Source organism: Methylobacterium oxalidis, assembly GCF_007992195.1.
Lineage (GTDB): Bacteria > Pseudomonadota > Alphaproteobacteria > Rhizobiales > Beijerinckiaceae > Methylobacterium > Methylobacterium oxalidis.
Map to the genome: position 1 here is coordinate 1 of NZ_BJZU01000106.1, position 17,819 is coordinate 17,819.

Consider the following 17,819-nt stretch of genomic DNA (forward strand, 5'->3'; position numbering starts at 1 on the left):
CGCCCGCAGGACGGATCTTCGATGGCGACCACGCCCCTCGTCAGCCCGGAATGGCTCCATGAGCGCCTCGCCGCACCGGACATCGTCGTCGTCGACGGCTCCTGGTATCTGCCTGCGGCGGGCCGCGACCCGGAGGCCGAGTTCCGCGCGGCCCACATCCCGGGCGCGATCCGATTCGACATCGACGCCATGAGCGACGAGGCATCGGGCCTGCCCCACATGCTGCCGCGGCCCGAGGTCTTCGCCTCTCGGATGCGGGCATTGGGCATCGGCGACGGCGCGCACATCGTCGTCTACGACGGGATGGGCCTGTTCTCAGCCCCGCGTGTCTGGTGGATGCTGCGGACCTTCGGCGTGCGCGACGTCGCTGTGCTCGACGGCGGACTTCCTGCCTGGATCGCGGCCGGCTTCCCGACCGAGGACGGCGAGCCGCGCCCGCGCGACCGGCGCCACTTCACGGCCCGGCTCGACAACGGCGCGGTGGCCGATGCGGGCGACATCGCCCGGGTGCTCAACAGCGGCAGCGCCCAGGTGGTCGATGCCCGCTCCGGCAGCCGGTTCCGCGGCGAGGAGCCCGAGCCGCGCCCCGGCGTCCGCCCCGGCCACATGCCGGGCGCGCTCAACCTCCATTACGCCGCCCTGCAGTCCGACGGGCGTATGAAGGACCCGGCGGCCCTGCGCGCCGTGTTCGCGGAGAACGGCGTCGACCCCGACCGTCCGATCCTGACCACCTGCGGCTCGGGCGTCACGGCGGCCATCGTGTCGCTCGCCCTCGAGACGATGGGCCGTCCGGCCCGCGCCCTCTACGACGGCTCCTGGTCCGAGTGGGGTGCCGACACTGCGCGCCCGGTCGAGATCGGACCGGCCAAGCCGCGGGATTAGCCCGTCCTCCTGGCGCGCCGCGGCAGGTTTCCTCCCCAGCACTGTCATCCGTCCGTCACGACGGCCTGGCTCATTTTTGCAACGCGGCCGGGACGGAGGTGACGCGGCGGCTTCGCCCGATTGCCGGCCCGGCGCCGTTTGCTATGCGTGGGCGCGGGGCGGAGGGGGCAGGCGTGCGGCGGAACCGGGCCAGGAGGGCCGATCGGCGAGCGCGCCTGTGGGTGGCCGCGCTGGCGGCCATCTGCCTGCCGCATCCGGCGCGAGCGGCCGATCCCGCCCTGCGTCCGCCGGCGACCACCCTCATCGACTGGTCGGGGCCCTATTTCGGGCTCGAAGGCAGCGCAGGCGCGTCCTTCGGCGCACTCAATTTCGACGCGACGACGATCGGCGGGCGTCCCGTCCCGCCCTTCAAGTCGGGCGACGCCACCGGCCGTTTCGACATCGGCCGGGACGCCACCACGGCGATCGGCGGTGCTTTCGCCGGCTACAACTGGCAATCCGGGCCGTGGCTCTACGGCATCGAGGCCGATCTCGTCGGCGCGAACCTCAAGCGGCCGGTCGCCTCGACTGCGCCCGGCTTCGGCTACGAGGCGGTCGACCCCGTCTTCGGCCTGATCCGCGGCAAGACCGACCTCTACGGGACCCTGCGCACCCGGCTCGGCCTCAGCTTCGAGCGCGCCCTCGTCTACGCCACCTTCGGCCTCGCGGGTGCCGAGACGCGCATCCTCGCGGAGTACCCGGATCTCGCGGGCGGTCCCGGCGTCCGGGCCCGACAGGACCTGACGCGCCTCGGCTTCACGCTCGGCGCGGGCGTGCAGGTCGCCATCACCGACCATCTCGCCCTGGGGCTCGACTATCGTTACGTCGATCTCGGCCGCAGCGGACGCTTCGATCTCGGGAGCGTGCCCGGCCCCGGCGGAGGCCCGGTCGCGACGCGCGTCGCCGCGACTTCGAACCAGATGCTGGCGCGCCTGTCCTGGTATCCGGGCGGCCTCGCCCTGCCCGCGGAGGCCGACGAGGTGGGACCCGGCGCGGTGTCGCTCGGTGAGCGCGTATCGCTGCATGGGCAGACCACCTTCTTCAACCAGGGCGTGCCCGGCTTCCGCTCGCCCTATCGCGGCCCGAACAGCCTTGTGCCCCATCAGGCGCAGGCTACGACGACCGCGACCGCCTTTCTCGGCCTGAAGCTGTGGGAGGGGACCGAGCTCTACTACAATCCGGAATTCAGCCAGGGCTTCGGCCTGAGCCGCACCCTCGGCGTTGCCGGCTTCGTCAACGGCGAGGCCCAGAAGGCGGGCGCGCCCTTCCCCAAGCTGCGCTCGAACCGCTACTTCCTGCGCCAGACGTTCGGCCTCGGCGGTGAGACCGAGGACGTGCCGGACGGGCCGAACCAGGTCGCCACCCGGCGGGACATCGAGCGGATCACGGTGGTGGCCGGCAAGTTCGCGCTGGGCGACTTCTTCGACGGCAACGTCTACGCCCACGACCCGCGCGTCGATTTCATGAACTGGTCGCTCTGGGCCTCGACCGCCTGGGATTTCCCCGCGAACCTGCCGGGTTTCACGCAGGGCGTCATGGTCGAGTACAATCGCACGTCGTTCGCGATCCGGGCGGCCTACACGCAGGTGCCGAAGCAACCCTCGAACGACGTGCTCGATCCGCGCGTCTTCCGGCGGGGCGGCGCGACGATCGAGTTCGAGGAGCGCCACGTCCTGCCCTGGCTCGACCAGCCCGGCAAGCTGCGGCTCGGCCTGTTCTCGAACGTCGGCAACTCGGCGAATTACCGCGAGGTGGTGGGCCTGACACAGGCCGGCCTCTTCGCCGACATCAACGACGCCGCCGACGCCACGCGCCGCCCGCGCCGCAAGAGCGGCGTCTACCTGAACCTGGAGCAGGCCGTCACGGCCGATCTCGGCGTCTTCGCCCGGGCGAGCGCCGCCGACGGGCGCAACGAGAACCTGTCCTTCACCGACGTCGACCGCTCCCTGTCCGGCGGCCTCTCCCTCAAGGGGACGGGCTGGGACCGACCGGCGGACACGGTCGGGCTCGGCGCCACGGTGAACGGGCTCTCCCCCGCGCACCGGGCCTTCTTCGCCAATGGGGGCCTCGGCCTGCTGATCGGCGACGGGCGACTCAACTATGGGCCGGAGCGCGCCTTCGAGGCCTTCTACGCGCTGAGCCTGACGAAGGCCGTCACGCTCACCTTCGATTACCAGTTCGTCGTGAACCCTGCCTACAACCGGGATCGCGGTCCTGCGAACTTCTTCGGCACGCGCATCCACGCCGATTTCTGAGGGCCCTATCCCGCCGCATGCTCGACGGCGTGGATCGTCTCGAGCTCGGGCAGCAGAACCACGCTCTCCTGCTCGTTCGGATCGGTCCGGGCGATCACCGCGATGCACGGCTCGGTCGTGCTCAGGTTGTAGGGTTGATGAGGCATGTTCGCCGGGATGTAGACGAAATCGCCCGGGCCCGCGACGAGGTGATGTTCCAGCCGATCCCCGTACCACGTGCCGGAGCGGCCGCTGAGGACGTGGATCGCGGTCTCGTGGTTCTCGTGCTTGTGCGCCCGCGCCCAAGCGCCGGGCGGGATCGTCACGATCTGCATGTGGAGCCCTTGCGCGCCGACGGTCTCGGCCGAGATCGCGGGCGCGTAGGAAAAGCCCTGCTTGCCGGTGAAGCTGGCGCCGGCCTCCAGGACGCGGCAGGTCGCGCCGGGCGCCGTTCGGGTCTCAGGGATGGTCGACATGGTCTGGCCTCCGGACCGACATGGTCGTCGCGACCCAGTCTACGCTCCGGGCAGGCACCGTACAGGCCGATATTCCAAGTGGTCCGGCGAGTGACCGCCTGAGACGACACGCCGCGCTGTAGCGGGATTCCTTTGCCGCAACCTCCTGCCCGATGTGGCGTTTCTCCCCGACCTGTGACCCGGCTCCGGCCGGGCGATTCGAGCCCGGCCGATCGTCCGATCCGCCGCGGCGCATGTCCGGCCCGAGATCCCGCACGCTGTCCCGATGGCAGGCCGATCCGGGCTCGCCAGACGGAGGCAGCGATGAAGCGGTCTCAGAAGCTCCGGTTGAAGCGCTGGATCATGCGAGAGATCGATCGCAGCCTGTCGCGAGCGCCACTCGACCCCGCGTGCGATCGAGAGATGCCGGGCTCAGACGGTCGAGGCGGGCACGGCCTCGCCCGATAGGGCGTTCCCGCTCACGTTCGCGCGGCTGGCGCTCCTCGCGGGCGAGTTGCAGCTGGGGCGGGCGCCGCACTTCCAAGAGGATGTTGGCGCCGCCGACCACCGTCCCGATCTCGTCGCGCAGAAGCGTCGGGTAGGGCATGAAGGCCACCCGCGTCCCGTCCGGCCGTTCCAGCACGGCCTGCGCGCCGCGCACCTCGTGACCCTCCTGAAGAGTCACGGCCATGGGGCAGCGGTCGTGAGGTAGGGGCGTGCCGTCCGTGTCGTAGATCCGCCAGGAGCCGCACCAGCGATCGAGCCCGAGCACGGGCCTGCGCCCCCACAACGCGGCTGCGGCCTCGTTGTAGTACGTCAGGCGGCCGTCCGGATCCGTCGTGTAGACGGCGGCGTCGATCTCCCGGAACAGCTCGGCCCGCGAGGGCTCGTAGTTCCAGTCCGAATCCGGCGCATCGAAGTCGTAATCGAAATCGTCTGAGTACACGGCGCTCTCCCACGACAGGCGGGCTTCGAAATGCCCGCTCTAGCATTTCGGCTGCCCCCATCTGTCGCGGGTCCCTGGGAGCCGCCCGGACCCGCGGATGCGGGGTGGGCTGCCCTTAGGTGGGCGCCTGACGGCGCCTCACTCCAGATCGTCCAACGATACGGGATTGTGCCTCAGAGCTTCCGGGGGCGGTCGCTCGTTCGACGCCATAACCGACTCACGCCGGCCTGGGCTCTCCCGTATTGCCTTGTACGGACGCCCGATCACTGTCACGGCACGCCCCACAATGCAAGTGGTTCTGGGCAGAAAATGTGCGCGATGAGCATTTCCTGCGCAGTGCGGCAAGCGTTGTGCGGCGCGATAGCCTTGAGGATTTCAGAAGACTAACATTTGACGGTCGTAGACGGCTTCCCATCGCGCGCGGTTTTATTGCGTGAGGTGCAGGTAACCGGGATCGAACTCGGCGAAAGCTTGCAGGCGCACGACATCCGGAATCGTGAGCATGTGCTTGCCGGATACGATGAGGCCGCTCGCCCGCAGCGATTGCAGGACTCGGTTGACGTGCACGAAAGAGATGCCGGCCGTGTCGGCGAGGTCGACCTGCGAGATGCGCAGGTCCACGCTGCTGTCGCCGGCGAGATCGACGGCCTGGAGGCGGACGAGGAGTTCGCAGAAGAGATGCGCGATCCGCCGGTCGGCCGGCCGGCTGTCATTGGCGAGCCACTCCCGGGCTCCGCTGAGCTCCGTGAGGGTCACCCAGCGCAGCGCCCGCTCGATGCCAGGATGGATGCGCGCCAGCCCCGCCAAGCGTTCGCGCGGCATGTCGGCGACGGCGCAGGGCGTGAGCGTGCCGAGGCTCCAGTCCGCCGCGCCGGAGACGCCGACGTGGACGTCGCAGAGATCGCCCGGAAGCAGGTAGGAGACGATCCGCCGCGTCCCGTCGAGCAGGATCTTGTAACGGCAGGCGATGCCGCCGAGGACGAGATGGACGGTCTCGGGTGCGGGCGGCGCGGCGATGTCCCGGCGGGCCGGCAAGGAGCGCGGGTTCAGCGCCAGTTCCCGCAACGCCTCCCGCTCGGCCTCGGAGAGCGGACCGGCATGGGCCAGCCTGCGGATCAGCGGATCGGACGCGAGCCCCTCGGCACGCCCGGTCACGACGGCCTGCGCCGAAGAACGCTCATGGCGGTCCATCACATCCGGCATCGGTTCGGACCTTGGCGGCAGATCGGACCTCGGCTGCAGGCCGTGCGGTCAGGGTCCGTATTGATGCCCGGTCTCCGCGTAGACGTGCCGCTCGGCCTTGCCCACGATCGTCGCCGGATCGTGACCGCGCAGGCGGGCGAGGAGCAGGAGATCGGTGATGAGGTCGACGATCTCGCACTCCGAGACATCGTGCAGGCGGCGCACGGTGCGCCAGCGGTGCTCGCTCGCGGCCTGGCGGGCGTAGGTGTCGAGGGCCTTCTGGGCGAGCTCGGCGCGTCGGTCTTCCGTCGGCATGAGCCTCCTCCACGATCGCCCGGTCTCGTCCTCCGCACGGCGGGCTGAGCCATAGAGTACCAGCCTTCGGGCCGTCCGCGCGGAGGGTACGCTGGCGCACGGGACCTCGTCAGATCACCTCGTAGGCGAAGGCCAGCGAGAGGGCTGACAGGGCGATGAGGCCGAGCAGGAAGAACAGGTCCGCGGCCCGCTCCAGGCGCCGTCCGACCGGCCGGCTCATCGGCAGGCGCAGCGAGAGGTAGGAGGTCAGCGCGCTCACAAGGAACAGGAGCGCCGCGAGCCCGACCCACTCGTCGGTCTGGCTCTGGCCGATCTGCGCCTCGGCGATCTTCACAAGGCCGATCAGGGTGGTGCAGATGCCGATCATCGTCGCCGCGCTCGGCAGGATGTGATGGGAGAGCGCGCTGCCCACATCCTTGCGCTCGCCCGGCGGCTCCCTGCGACGCTCCGACGACATGCCAACCTCCCCGGCCGGTGACCCGGCGCCGGTTATGGTAGCATCTACGGTCTCGCGTACCCGCTACGCGAGCATCGCTGCCGCGGCGCGGCTGAACGACTCGACCAGACGACCACCGTCGCGGGTCAGGAAGCGGGCCGCGATGCCGCACTCCGCCGCGAAGGCCGGTCCCGCCTCGGGCCCGAGCGCCATCAGCGCGGTAGCGAGCCCGTCCGCCATCATGCAGGAGGGATGGAGCACGCTCGCCGCGACGAGGCGCCCCGCGACCGGTAATCCGCTGCCGGGATCGAGGCTGTGACCGAAGCGGCGACCGCCATGCTCGAAGAAGCGCCGGTACTCGCCCGAGGTCGCCACCGCAAGGTCGTGGACGGCCACCACCGTCTGCGCGCCGGCCTCGCCCTCGAGCGCGACCCACCAGGGCTCGCGGCTCGGCTTCAGCCCCCTGCCCCGCAATTCGCCTCCGATCTCGACGAGGTGATGGCCGAGACCCCGCGCGGCGAGAAGGTCCGAGATGCGGTCGACCGCGTAGCCTTTCGCGATGGCCGAGAGGTCGAGCCGCAGGCCGCCGGGCTGGAAGGCGCTGCGGGTCTCCGGGTCGAGGGCGAGCCTTCCGTGGCCGGTCCGGGCGCGCGCGGCCGAGACGGCTTCCGGGGATGGAGGCTCCCGGACGGGGCCGGGCGGCCCGAAGCCCCAGAGGTCGACGAGAGCGCCGAGCGTCGGATCGAGGGCGCCGCCGCTGTCCTCGGCGATGGCGCAGGCCGCGGCGAGCACGGTGAAGAGGGCCTCGGGCAGGACGTTGCGGCTGCCCGCCTCCGCCCGGTTGAACCGGCACAGCGCCGAGGCGGGTTCCCAGTGGCTGAGCTCGGCGACGAGGCGGTCGAGCTCAGCCTCGATTACCGGCCGAAGGGTTTCCCCATGCCCCCGGCCACCCGCGAGGCGGACCGTCCAGGTGGTGCCCATGGTCCGGCCCTCGAGCCACTCGACCGGGCCGGCGGGCGCCCCGTCCGGCCCGATCGGCGCTACCGTCGCGGGGATCAGGACGCGGCGCACGCGGATTACTGCGGCAGCACCTCGACGGTCGCGTTGTAGGCGGCCCGGCGGCGGGCGTTCGGGATCGTGGCCTTGTCGTCCTGTACCTCGGCGCCGATCCAGTACATGCCGGGCTCCGGCCACTTCACGCTGAAACTGCCGTCGGCTCCCGTCTTCAGCCGGATCTCGCCCGGCGCGTCCCGGTAGCGCACCCCGCCGCGCACCACCTCGACCTCGACGTTCGGCGCCGGCGCACCGTCGAGCATCAGCGTGAAGCGGGCGGTCTCGCCCGAGGCGAGATTGTTCGGGTGGGTGTCGGTGCGCAGTTCCAGACCCTTGCCGGTGGGCGCGAGCGCCGTCGCGCTCGGCTTGCCGAGGGAGACGAAGGTGTCGGTGCGCTGCTGCGACTGGGTCAGCTTCAGGTCGGCCGCCTCCTTCGGCACGTCCCGCTCCAGCGCCTCCGGGCGGCCGCGCCAGCGCTTCGGCTCGCCGTTGAGCTTGTAGGTCGCGAACAGCCCCTCGTTGGCGACGCTCGCTCGGTAGGTGCCGGGCTTCGTCAGATGCACGTCGAAGGTGCTGCGGAACTTGCCCGTGGCGGCGTTCTCGGGCTTCACGGGCTGCCCGTCCGGCCCGGTGACCACGAGGTTCTCCAGGCGCATCGGCACATGCTCGAACACGAACAGGTCGTTCGAGATCGCCGCGTCGAAGGTGACCCAGACGTCGCCGCCCGACAGCACCGTCGAGGAGGGCAGCATCCAGGCCTTGTGGGCGGAGGCGGGCGCCGCGGCCAGCAGGGCGGCGAGGGGAAGCGCGAGGCGGGCGAGCGTGCGCAGGGGGTCTCTCACGGCAGATCCTTCAGGGTTTGAGGCTGACCGAGACGGCGCCGAGCTCGCTGCCGCCCTGGGCGTCGGCGCGGGCGGCTTCCCGCGGCGGCCAGGAGACCGGCAGGCGCAGCACCTCGCGGCCCCCGACCTCGCGGGCCGCCTCGACGACGATCTCGTAACGTCCGGGCTTGAGTCCCGCGAAGGGAGCGGAGTCGGCGGGGAAGCTGAGGGCGTGCGCGCCGACAGGCTTCGTGGCGCCGCTGATTCCGTCGAGGGGCAGGTCGGTCTCGCGGCCGATGCGGCGCCACCATTGCCGCATGTCCTTCAGCCATTTGGCGCCGCCCTCCCCCTCCTTCTTGCGCACGTCGTACCAGACGGCGAGGTTGGCGAGCGCCGTCCCGTCCTCGCCCTCAAGCCAGATCGCCACGTAGGGGCGGTGGTACTCGGAGACGTCGAGGCGCGGGATCTGGACGCTCATCGCCACCTCGCCCGCGAGCGCGGGGCCGGCGATCAGCATCGGGAACAGGGCGGTGACGGCGCAGCGCGCGCAGGCGGGTGCGGAGGTGCGTGTCCGAGGAAGCGTCGGCAGGCGCATGGGCGAATCGGCCTTTCAGGCGTGAACGAACAGCAGGGCGAGGCCGAGCGGCAGCGCGAGGCCGAGGCCGACGACGGGCCAGGTGGCGGGCCTGCGCCCGGCGTGAAACTGCAGCAGAATCAGGCCCGTGAGGCAGAAGACGAGGCAGGCACCCGCGAACAGATCGATGAACAGGCCCCAGGCCGCGCCCGCGTTGCGGCCCTTGTGAAGGTCGTTGAGGTAGGAGACCCAGCCCCTGTCGGTGCGCTCGTAGAGGATCGCGCCGTCGCCGCGCCCGATGCTCACGAAGGCGTCGCCGCCGGGCCGCGGCAGAGAGAGCAGGATCTCGCTGCGGGACAGCTCCGCCTCGCGGACCGGGACCGGGACGCCGAGCCGCGCTTTCAGCCAGCCGGCGACCGGCTCCGGCAGGGCCGCGCGGCCGCTCGCCGGCAGGGCGGCCAGGGCCTCGCGCAGATCCTGCGGCAGGCTCGCCTCCCGGCTCTCGACCGCGGCGCGGGCCTCGAAGCGGCCGGCATGGTTGAGGGTGAAGCCCGTCACCGTGAAGAGCAGCATGCCGACGAGGCAGAGGGCCGACGAGACCCAGTGCCAGGCGTAGAGCTGCTTCAACCAGAAGGCGCGGCGGCCGCGGGCGCGGCGGCGCGCCTCCTCCGGCGCGGCCTCCTCGTCGATCTTCCGGGCGAGGATCGCGCTCCTCACAGCTCGGCCCAGCGGCGCAGCAGGTTGTGGTAGGTGCTGGTGAGCGCGATCACGGCCGGGTTGTCGTCGGAGAGGCCCGCACGCGCACCCGTGATGCCGCGGTCGAGGTCGTAGAGCAGCGCGCGGGCGCCGTCGTCCTTGACCATGGATTGTGACCAGAAGAACGCCGACCAGCGCGAGCCCCGCGTGATCGGCTCCACGCGGTGCAGGGAGGTGGCCGGGTAGACGATCATGTCGCCTGCCGGCAGCTTCGCCGCGTGCGATCCGAACGTGTCCTCGATCACGAGCTCGCCGCCGTCGTAGGCGTCCGGGTCCGTCAGGAACAGCGTCGTCGAGACGTCGGCCCGCATCCGGATGCCGGCACCCGGCACCATGCGGATCGCCCCGTCCACGTGGGCGCCGAAGCTCATGCCCACGTCGTACCGGTTGAACAGCGGCGGCAGCACCCGCAGGGGGAGCGCCGCCGCGTTGAAGAGCGGGCTGCGCCCGAGCGCCCGCAGGATCAGGTCGCCGAGCTCGCGCGCGACGGGCGAGTCCTCCGGGATCTGCAGGTTGTGCTTGGCGCGCGCCGCCTGCTGCCCGGCGGTGACGCGTCCGTCGACCCAATCCCCCGCCTCGAGGCGGGCGCGGACATGCGCGACCTCCTCGGACGAGAGCACGTTCTTCACATGGACGAGCACGGGTCGGGTCCTCAGAACCGGGTGCCGAGGCTCACCAGCACCGTCCGGCCCGAGAGCGGGACGGCGCGGGTCGAGAAGGTGGCGCCGTAGTTCAGCTCGTCCGTCAGATTGTAGACGTTGACGGCGACCCGGTAGGCATCGGTCTCGTAGGAGAGGAGCCCGTCGAGGGAGAAGGATCCGGGGATCCGGGTGATGTTGTCGCTCGCCGGGAAGTAGCCGTCGTCGAAGGTGACGCCGCCGCCGATCGTGATCCGGCCGGGCAGGTTCCACCACGACCGGCCGAGATGCGTCAGGTCGTAGGTGGTCCAGAGGGTGAGGGCATTCTCGGGCACGAAGGGCGCGACGCGACCCGTGTTGGCGCCTGAGAGAACGGTGCCCTCGAGGTGCGTGTAGCCGGCGAGGATCGTCCACTCCTCGGTGAGCTTGCCGGTGATCGAGGCCTCGAACCCGTCGACGCGGCGGCGCTCGCCCGCGTCGAGGGCACCGTTGATGAGCTGGCCCGTCACGGGGTCGATGTCGAAGCTGTTGCTCTTGTCGACGCGGAACAGGGCCGCCGCGAGGCCGAGGCGGCCGCCGAGCACGCTGACCTTGCCGCCGATCTCGTAGAGGTCGCTCTCCTCGGGCTTGAGGGCTGCGGCGTTCGGGATCTCGATGCCCGTGGAGTTCGCCACGTACTGACCCTGCGGCGAGAAGCCCCGCGAGTAGGAGACGTAGTAGGTCTGCTCGGGCGTCGGCTGCCAGATACCGCTGACCTTCGGGCTGACGCCCGTCGAGGGAGCGACTACGTCTCGCCCGAAGACGCCGTTCGTGGCGTTCGTGGTGTAGCTGCTGATGAAGCGGTCGACGCGCACGCCGCCGAGCACGGAGAACTGCTCGGTGAGCCAGACCCGATCGCTGATGAAGGCGCCGAGATCGGCGCCCTGGGTCAGGCGGCGATTGTTCGGGTTCGGCACCAGCGCGTAGCCGAACTGGTCGTGGATCGGGGTCCGCACCCGCTGGTTCGGGCGCGTGCCGAGCACCGTGTAGTTGATGCGGTCGTCGTCCTGGTAGAACAGGTCGAGGCCGGTCACGACCTCGTGGCGCAGGAAGCCGGTGTGGAACTTGGCGATGGCCGTGGTGACGTTCTGCGCGCCCCAGGCGTCCTGCGCGAAGGTCTGGCCGCCGCCCGCGCTGTAGGTGACGAAGGGGTTCTGGCCGCCGAAGAAGCCGGTGATGCAGGCGCCCGTGCAGGTTGCGGCCGTCGTCGAGAAGTTCCGGTCGTAGAACGAGAGCCGGGAATCGTTGGTGACCGTCAGCCACGGCGCCACCTCCCACTTCATCAGCGAGGTGAGGAGGTGCACGTCCGCGACGTCGCGGTCGGTGGTGCGCACGTAGGAGGTGTTGCGGGGCAGGCCGAACTCGGTGAGCGGCTTGGCGTAGCGGTCGCCGGGGCGGAGCGCTGTCGGCACGCCGTAATCGGGCGTGCGCTCGCTGTGCTGATAGAAGTAGTTCAGGAACCAGGTCGTGTTCGTGCCGAGGCCGAAGCCGAGCGAGGCACCGAAGCCGGCGCGGTCCGACTTCACGAGGTCGCGGTCCTGCACGTCCTGGCGGTGGACCATGCCGGTGAGGCGGAGCGCGGTGGTCTCGTCGATCCGGCGGTTGATGTCGAAGGTGCCGCGCGCCGTCGGGCCGCTGCCGCCGAGCGTATCGATCGCCGTGAAGTCCGCGAGCCCCGCCCGCTTCGAGATGATGTTGATGGCACCGCCCGCCGTGCCGAGGCCCAGCGTCTCCGAGGCCGGCCCCTTGATGACGACGACGTCCTGGATGTTGAAGCTGTCGCGGGCGTAGACGCCGAAATCGCGCAGGCCGTCGAGGTAGACGTCGTTCTTGGCCTGGAAGCCGCGGATGCGGAACTGGTCGCCGTTGAGGCCGCCGTTGCCCTCACCCGCCGAGACCGTGATGCCCGGCACGTTGCGCAGGGCCTGCTCCAGCGTCGTCGCCTGCTGCTGCCGGATGACCTCGCCCGGCACCACGCTGATCGCCTGCGGCGTGTCCTGGATGCGGCCGGGCAGGCGCGAGAGGCCGGTGCCCTCGTTCAGCACGTTGGGATCGCCCGGCCGGATGCCCTCGACGCTGAGGAGCGGCAGGTCGGCGAAGGCGTCCTGCGCCAGCGCGTCGAAGGGCAGGAAGGCGCCCAGCGTCGCTGCGAGACCGACTCCCACCGCGTTCGGGCCGCTCGTTTCCCTGATCGATAGCTGGACGCACATCACCGATATTCTCCGCTCGTCGATCGTCCTTAGTGAAACTCCTCTCCAAGATGCAATCCGGGTTTCGGTGTTTTCCGCAAAAGATACACAAGTGCAACAAATTAGATTTCCTCTAAATACAATTTGAAATCATTCCGAACTGAGATCGATTACGCTCAATCAGGCTTCTCATCTTTCAGCTTGGTGGTATTGGGCTGCTAAACGCGGACCATTGGTGGCCGCCGTCGGAGCGACGTGTCGGGCGTGAGAGCGAACGGATCTGCATCGGGATGGAGCGGCTCGCCGGCCGCCGGGATCGGCATCGAGACTCCGAATCTCTGGGACTTGCACCGACACTCCGAGGCCGACTGGCGGCACCTGTTCGCGACGCGCCCTCAGGAGGCGGTGTCGTGGATCCGGTTCGCGGCCGCCAAGGGCTTCAGAGCGGCCCAACTCGTGCTCGGCCAGATGCATCTCGGCGGTCAGGGCGTGCCCCACGATCCGCAGGCCGCCTACGAGTGGTTCGCGCGCGCCGCCGCGATCGGCAGCCTGGAGGCCCGCAACATGGTCGGGCGCTGCCATGAGCTCGGCTGGGGCGTGCCCGTCGATCAGGCGGAGGCCCTGCGCCACTACCGGCGGGCGGCCGCGGGCGGCCTCGCTTGGGGGTTCTACAACGTCGGATGCCTGCTCCTCTACGGCGAGGGCGTGCGGCGGGACCACGCGGAAGCGGTCCGCCATTTCGCGGCCGCCGCCGAGCAGGGGCACGCGAAGGCGCTCGGCCTCCTGGGGCGCTGCCACGAGGAGGGCTGGGGCACGCCGGTCGACCGGGAGGCGGCGATGGCCTGCTATCGGCGGGCCGCCGAGGTCGGCGACGGCTGGGGGGCGCTCAACCTCGGTCTCCTCCTCGCCGAGGCGGGCCTGATCGCGGAGGCGGCAGCGGAATTCGAGCGGGCGCTCGTCACCGCGACGCCGAACTGCCTCGCCGCTCTTGCCGACACGCTGGAGCGGGGCGGACCGCCGGGCTTCGAGCCGATCGCCCGCCGGGCGCGGCAGACCCTCGGGCAGGGCCAGGATATCGTAGAGACGGTGCGGGCGCCGTCGGAGGCCGCTGCCCGGGTGCCCGAGATCGGCGGCCGCGCGCCCCGCACGGTGGCCTTCGCCGTCGCCGCGTGGCTGCGCCTCGGCCGGCTGAGGACCGAAGCCGCGCAGGGCTGCCGGATCCGGCTGAGATAGCTCGGCGAGGAAGCGGTCAGGTTCCGTCGAGACGAGGAAGCCCGCGCGGGCAGGGTGCCCGCGCGGGTTCGGTCTGTTTTCGGGCCGCCTGCTCGGCTCAGACGCTGCCCGTCTGCCCGCCGAACTGGAGGAAGTGCTCCAGCGGGTCGATCTGGGCCTGGGCCACGTCCGGATGGCTCGCGAGGTAGGCGTTCGTGTCGAATGCCGGGCTCGGATCGCGGCCCTCGCGCCAGCCGAACTCCTGGTAGTGGAGCATCGGGTTCATCCCCGAGGCCGCCACGTCCGGGTTCTGCTCGAGGTAGTAGCTCGTGTCGAAGAAGGCGTTCGGGTCGCGGCCCTCCTTGGCTCCGTAGGTCAGGTAGTGCTGCAGAGCCCAACTGTCCGCGGCGCGGCCGGCCGGGGTCGCCGCCGCGACGTCCGGGTTGGCGGCGAGGTAGAAGGTGGGATCGAAGTCGCCCGTCACGTTGCGGGGTCCCTCGCCGGCCAGCACGCTGCGTCCCTCGTCCTGACCGAAGGCGAGGTAGTGGGCCAGCGCGTTGAAGCCCGCCTGCTGCACGTCCGGGTTCTGGGCGTAGTAGGATTCCGCGCTGAACCCCTCGCTCGGGCTGCGGCCCTCGCGCTCGCCGTAGGCGATGTAGTGGCTGAGCGGGTTGACCCCGGCTGCCGCCACGTCGCGGTTCTCGGCGAGGTACTCCGCGGTGTGGAAGAAGGCGTTCGGGTCGCGGCCCTCCTTCCAGCCGAACACCGCGAAATGATCGTCGGCGTCGATGCCGGCCCGCCAGACGTCGAGGTTCTTCGCGTAGTAGTAGATGTCGTCCACCGCGCGATAGTTGTCGTTGTTCTGGATCGTGCCGTCCGTGAAGCGCAGCGTGTCGATGCCGGTGACATCGTGGACGACGCCGTCCGGCCCAACGAGGACGAGGCTCTCCCCGTCGAGGCTGACCTTCGCGTCGGTGAAGGCGAAGCCGAAGCTCTGCTCCGCCCTCGGCACCTCGCCGCCCACGGTGATGTCGAGCCGCGCCTGGGCGAGGCCGCCGCGGGCGTCGCTCACCGTGTAGGTGAAGTGCTCGACGGCCGTGGCCCCGGCGTTGAGGCTGTTCGCACCGATCGCCTGGTAGCTGTAGCTCCCGTCCGCCCTGACGGTGAGGGTGCCGAAATTGCCCACCACCTCGACGCTGCCGTCGCCCGAGACGGTCCGGCCGAGGCCGCCCTCGAACTGGGCCCCCGTGACCCTCAGCGTGTCGCCGGCATTCGCGTCGCTGTCGTTGGCGAGCACGTTGCCGGTGATCGCCAGCGCGTGGGCCGTGGTCCGCGCGGCGTCGGCCGTGCCGACCGGCGCGATGTTGGCGGGGTCGGGATTCACGGGGTCGGGCACCGCGTCGATCGTGAGCACGATCGGCGTCCCGCTGGCGCCGCGGTTGCCGGCGGTGTCCGTGGCGTCCACCGTGAAGGTGTAGGTGCCGTCGGGCAGCGGCGGCACCTCGATGCTCCAGCGGCCGTCCGTTCCCGTGGTGCCCGTCACCGCGCCCGGTCCCTGCGGGGTGCCGTAGGTGACCGTGACCGTGCTGCCGGGCTCGGCCGAGCCGGAGAGGACCGGCGAGGAATCCGTGGTGGTCCCTCCGCTCGTGCCGTCGACCACGGGGGCGGCCGGCGCGACGTTGTCGATCACGATCGACGGTCCCGCGGCGTTCGCCGTGTTGCCGGCCGCGTCCGTGGAGACGAGGCTCGACGTGACGGTGCCGTTGAGGCCGGACAGGTCCGCCGTGTAGCGGCCGTCCGCGCCGGCCTGCACGGTCACGCTGTTGGTGCCGTCCGTGAAGGTCACGGTTGCGGTGGCGTCCCCGTCGAGCCCGCTCACCGTGAAGGCGGTGTTGGCGGCCTCCGCCGCGCTCGCCGTGCCGCCGGGCGCCGGATCGACCCCGAGCGCCACCGGAGCGCCCGCGTCGGCCACGGTGTCGACGACGACCCGCAGGGGTTGCGAGGGCGCCGAGACGTTGCCCTGGGCGTCGCGGCCGGTGGCCACGATGTCGTAGGTGCCGTCGGGGAGCGTCGGCAGGCCGATCTGCCAGCTCCCGTCCGCCGCGACGGTGCCCGTCAGGTCGCGCGGGCCGGTGGCGTCCGTGTAGCGCAGCACCACCGTGGTGCCGGGCGTCCCGAGGCCCGTGACGGTCGGCGTCGTGTCGCTCGTGATCGCGTCGCCGGGCGTGCCCGTGTCGGCCTCGATGCCGCTGATGAGCGGTGTCACGAGGTCCGCGGGCTGGGCGCCGCCCTGGTCGACGTCGACCGCGTTTCCGCTGCCGGCCGCCGTGTTGCCGGCCACGTCCGTGATCACGATCGAGGAGGTCACGGTGCCGCTGAAGCTCGACAGGTCGACCGTGTAGCTGCCGTCGGACTGCGCCGCCGCCTGCACGCTGCGGGTGCCGTCCGTGAAAGTGACGGTGGCGACCGAGCCCGCATCGAGCCCGCTGATCGTGAAGGCGGTGGAGGCCGCCTCCGCCGGGGTGAGCACGCCGCTCGCCGGCTCGGACACGACGAGGTTCACGGTCGGCACGGCGTCGGCCGTCGTGTCGATGGTCAGCGCGAGCGGCGCCGAGGCGTCCGTCGTCTCGCCGTTCGGCCCGATGGCACTCGCCGTGAAGCTGTAGTTGCCGTCCGCGAGGCTCGGCAGAGCGAGGTTCCAGTTGCCCTGCTGGTCGATCGCGGCGGTCAGTGCGCGGGGGCCGCTCGCGTCGGTGAAGGTCACGGTGACGACGCCGCCCGCGATGCCGGTGCCGGCCAGGACGGGGGTGGCATCGTTGGTGATGCCGTCGCCGACCAGACCGGAATCCGCGCTGAACCCGGCGATGACGGTGGGCGGCGGCTCCCCGGGCGCGGGGATATCCACCACCCGCGAGGCCGGGGTCAGGCTCGCGAGGTTGCCGGCGGCATCCGCGATGTCGGAGCCCGGCGCGAGGGACAGGGTCAGCGTGCCGCTCCCCGTCACGTTCGTGACCGTGACGGTGTAGCTGCCGCCGGAGCCCGTCACGCCGCTGATCGTGCCGGCGGACCCGTCGGTGCCGGTGAGCACGAAGTCCTCGGCGCCGAGGCCGGTGACGGTCTCGGGGAACGTCACCGTGACGGTGAAGCTCGTCGCCGCCGGGCCGCCCGCGGTGTCGGCCGCGGCGCTGCCGGCCGGCGCCAGCGTGTCGAGGCTGAGGGACGGGCCGGCCACGGTGGCGCTGTTGCCGGCCGCGTCCGAGAGGAGGAGGCTCGTGGTCACGGGCCCGTTGAGGCTCGAGAGATCGGCGGCGTAGGTGCCGTCCGCCGAGACCGGCACGCTGACCACGCGGGTCCCGTCCGTGAAGGTCGCGGCAGCGGTGGTGCCCGCGTCGAGGCCGCTCACCGTGAAGCCGGTGGTGGCGGCCTCGGCGGCGTTGAGGACGCCGTCCGCGGTCGCGTCGACCGTGAAGGCGGCGGGCGTTCCCGTGTCGATGCTCGTGTCGATGACGACGCTGACCGGGTTCGAGGGCGCGCCGACATTGCCGGCCGCGTCCGTGAGCTGCACGGTGAGGTTGTGCGGCCCCTCGCCCAGCGGGTTCGTCGGGCTCACCGTGAAGGTGCCGTCCTGGCCGACGGTGCCGGTGCCCACCGGGTTCCCGCCGTCGAGCAGGGTGACGGTGGCGCCGGCCTCGCCGGTGCCGGTGATCGCGGGGGTCGTGTCCGCGGTCGGGCCTCCCGGGCTCGTCACGGTCGGTGCCGCCGGCGCCGCCGTGTCGACGACGAGGGCGAGCGGGGCGGAGGCGGCGCCGGCATTGCCGGCCGCGTCCGTGGCGGTCGCCGTGATCTGGGCCGCGCCGTCGCCGAGGGCCGTGCCCGGCGTGAAGGACCAGTTGCCGGACACGTCCGCCATAGTGGTGCCGAGGACGGTGCCGCCGTTCGAGACGGTGATCATGGCGCCGGGCTCGGCGGTGCCGGCGATGGTGGGCGTGCTGTCGCCGGTTGTGCCGGCGGCGGTGGTGATGACGGGGGCCGCCGGCGGCAGCGTGTC

At 71.3% G+C, this 17,819-nt stretch carries 15 protein-coding genes; 3 read left to right on the forward strand and 12 right to left on the reverse strand.

The features are described from left to right. The first annotated feature begins 21 nt into the window (after positions 1-21). Together sseA and MOX02_RS22650 are read left to right on the forward strand one after the other, a co-directional pair. Positions 22-882 (forward strand): 3-mercaptopyruvate sulfurtransferase, encoded by an 861-nt coding sequence (sseA, locus tag MOX02_RS22645; RefSeq protein ID WP_147028101.1) that lies wholly within the window; start codon positions 22-24, stop codon positions 880-882. A 221-nt stretch (positions 883-1,103) separates the two neighbouring features. Continuing rightward, a complete protein-coding gene (locus MOX02_RS22650; protein ID WP_373866778.1) occupies positions 1,104-3,176 on the forward strand; it encodes a carbohydrate porin in 2,073 nt (690 codons plus the stop codon). 5 nt (positions 3,177-3,181) lie between these two features. Here the strand turns inward: MOX02_RS22650 and MOX02_RS22655 are convergent, their stop codons facing one another. The 11 genes from MOX02_RS22655 to MOX02_RS22705 all read right to left on the reverse strand — a co-directional run bounded on the left by MOX02_RS22655 (position 3,182) and on the right by MOX02_RS22705 (position 12,535). Further along, positions 3,182-3,631 carry a cupin domain-containing protein gene (locus MOX02_RS22655; protein WP_147028103.1) on the reverse strand — a complete coding sequence of 150 codons (450 nt, stop codon included), beginning with the start codon at positions 3,629-3,631 and terminating at the stop codon, positions 3,182-3,184. 340 nt (positions 3,632-3,971) lie between these two features. Next, positions 3,972-4,556, reverse strand: a complete 585-nt coding sequence (locus MOX02_RS22660) for a hypothetical protein (protein WP_238178683.1) — start codon at positions 4,554-4,556, stop codon at positions 3,972-3,974. A 426-nt stretch (positions 4,557-4,982) separates the two neighbouring features. Next, positions 4,983-5,711 (reverse strand): Crp/Fnr family transcriptional regulator, encoded by a 729-nt coding sequence (locus MOX02_RS22665; RefSeq protein ID WP_238178685.1) that lies wholly within the window; start codon positions 5,709-5,711, stop codon positions 4,983-4,985. A gap of 96 nt (positions 5,712-5,807) precedes the next feature. Next, positions 5,808-6,053, reverse strand: a complete 246-nt coding sequence (locus MOX02_RS22670; RefSeq protein ID WP_147028105.1) for a hypothetical protein — start codon at positions 6,051-6,053, stop codon at positions 5,808-5,810. A gap of 109 nt (positions 6,054-6,162) precedes the next feature. Further along, a complete protein-coding gene (locus MOX02_RS22675) occupies positions 6,163-6,510 on the reverse strand; it encodes a hypothetical protein (RefSeq protein WP_147028106.1) in 348 nt (115 codons plus the stop codon). Positions 6,511-6,573: 63 nt separating this feature from the next. Further along, positions 6,574-7,560, reverse strand: a complete 987-nt coding sequence (locus tag MOX02_RS22680; protein WP_147028107.1) for an FAD:protein FMN transferase — start codon at positions 7,558-7,560, stop codon at positions 6,574-6,576. 5 nt (positions 7,561-7,565) lie between these two features. Continuing rightward, positions 7,566-8,384 (reverse strand): DUF4198 domain-containing protein, encoded by an 819-nt coding sequence (locus MOX02_RS22685; protein ID WP_238178686.1) that lies wholly within the window; start codon positions 8,382-8,384, stop codon positions 7,566-7,568. Between the two features lie 10 nt (positions 8,385-8,394). Further along, the gene (locus tag MOX02_RS22690; protein WP_147028108.1) at positions 8,395-8,958 is read right to left on the reverse strand and encodes a DUF2271 domain-containing protein; all 564 of its coding nucleotides are present in this window, start codon (positions 8,956-8,958) and stop codon (positions 8,395-8,397) included. A gap of 15 nt (positions 8,959-8,973) precedes the next feature. Continuing rightward, on the reverse strand, positions 8,974-9,654 hold the full coding sequence (locus MOX02_RS22695; RefSeq protein ID WP_238178687.1) for a PepSY-associated TM helix domain-containing protein: 681 nt from the start codon (positions 9,652-9,654) through the stop codon (positions 8,974-8,976). Further along, positions 9,651-10,334: a Fe2+-dependent dioxygenase gene (locus MOX02_RS22700; protein WP_147028109.1), complete on the reverse strand. Its 684-nt coding sequence runs from the start codon at positions 10,332-10,334 to the stop codon at positions 9,651-9,653. Before MOX02_RS22700 ends, MOX02_RS22695 begins: the two co-directional genes overlap by 4 nt. Before the next feature lie 11 nt (positions 10,335-10,345). Further along, on the reverse strand, positions 10,346-12,535 hold the full coding sequence (locus MOX02_RS22705) for a TonB-dependent receptor (protein ID WP_244948447.1): 2,190 nt from the start codon (positions 12,533-12,535) through the stop codon (positions 10,346-10,348). Between the two features lie 369 nt (positions 12,536-12,904). Here MOX02_RS22705 and MOX02_RS22710 point away from each other — a divergent pair, with 369 nt between their 5' ends. Continuing rightward, on the forward strand, positions 12,905-13,792 hold the full coding sequence (locus MOX02_RS22710) for a tetratricopeptide repeat protein (RefSeq protein ID WP_147028111.1): 888 nt from the start codon (positions 12,905-12,907) through the stop codon (positions 13,790-13,792). A gap of 97 nt (positions 13,793-13,889) precedes the next feature. Here the strand turns inward: MOX02_RS22710 and MOX02_RS22715 are convergent. Then, positions 13,890-17,819, reverse strand: a 3,930-nt coding sequence (locus MOX02_RS22715; RefSeq protein WP_210250399.1) for an Ig-like domain-containing protein, incomplete at its 5' end; no start/stop codon positions are given.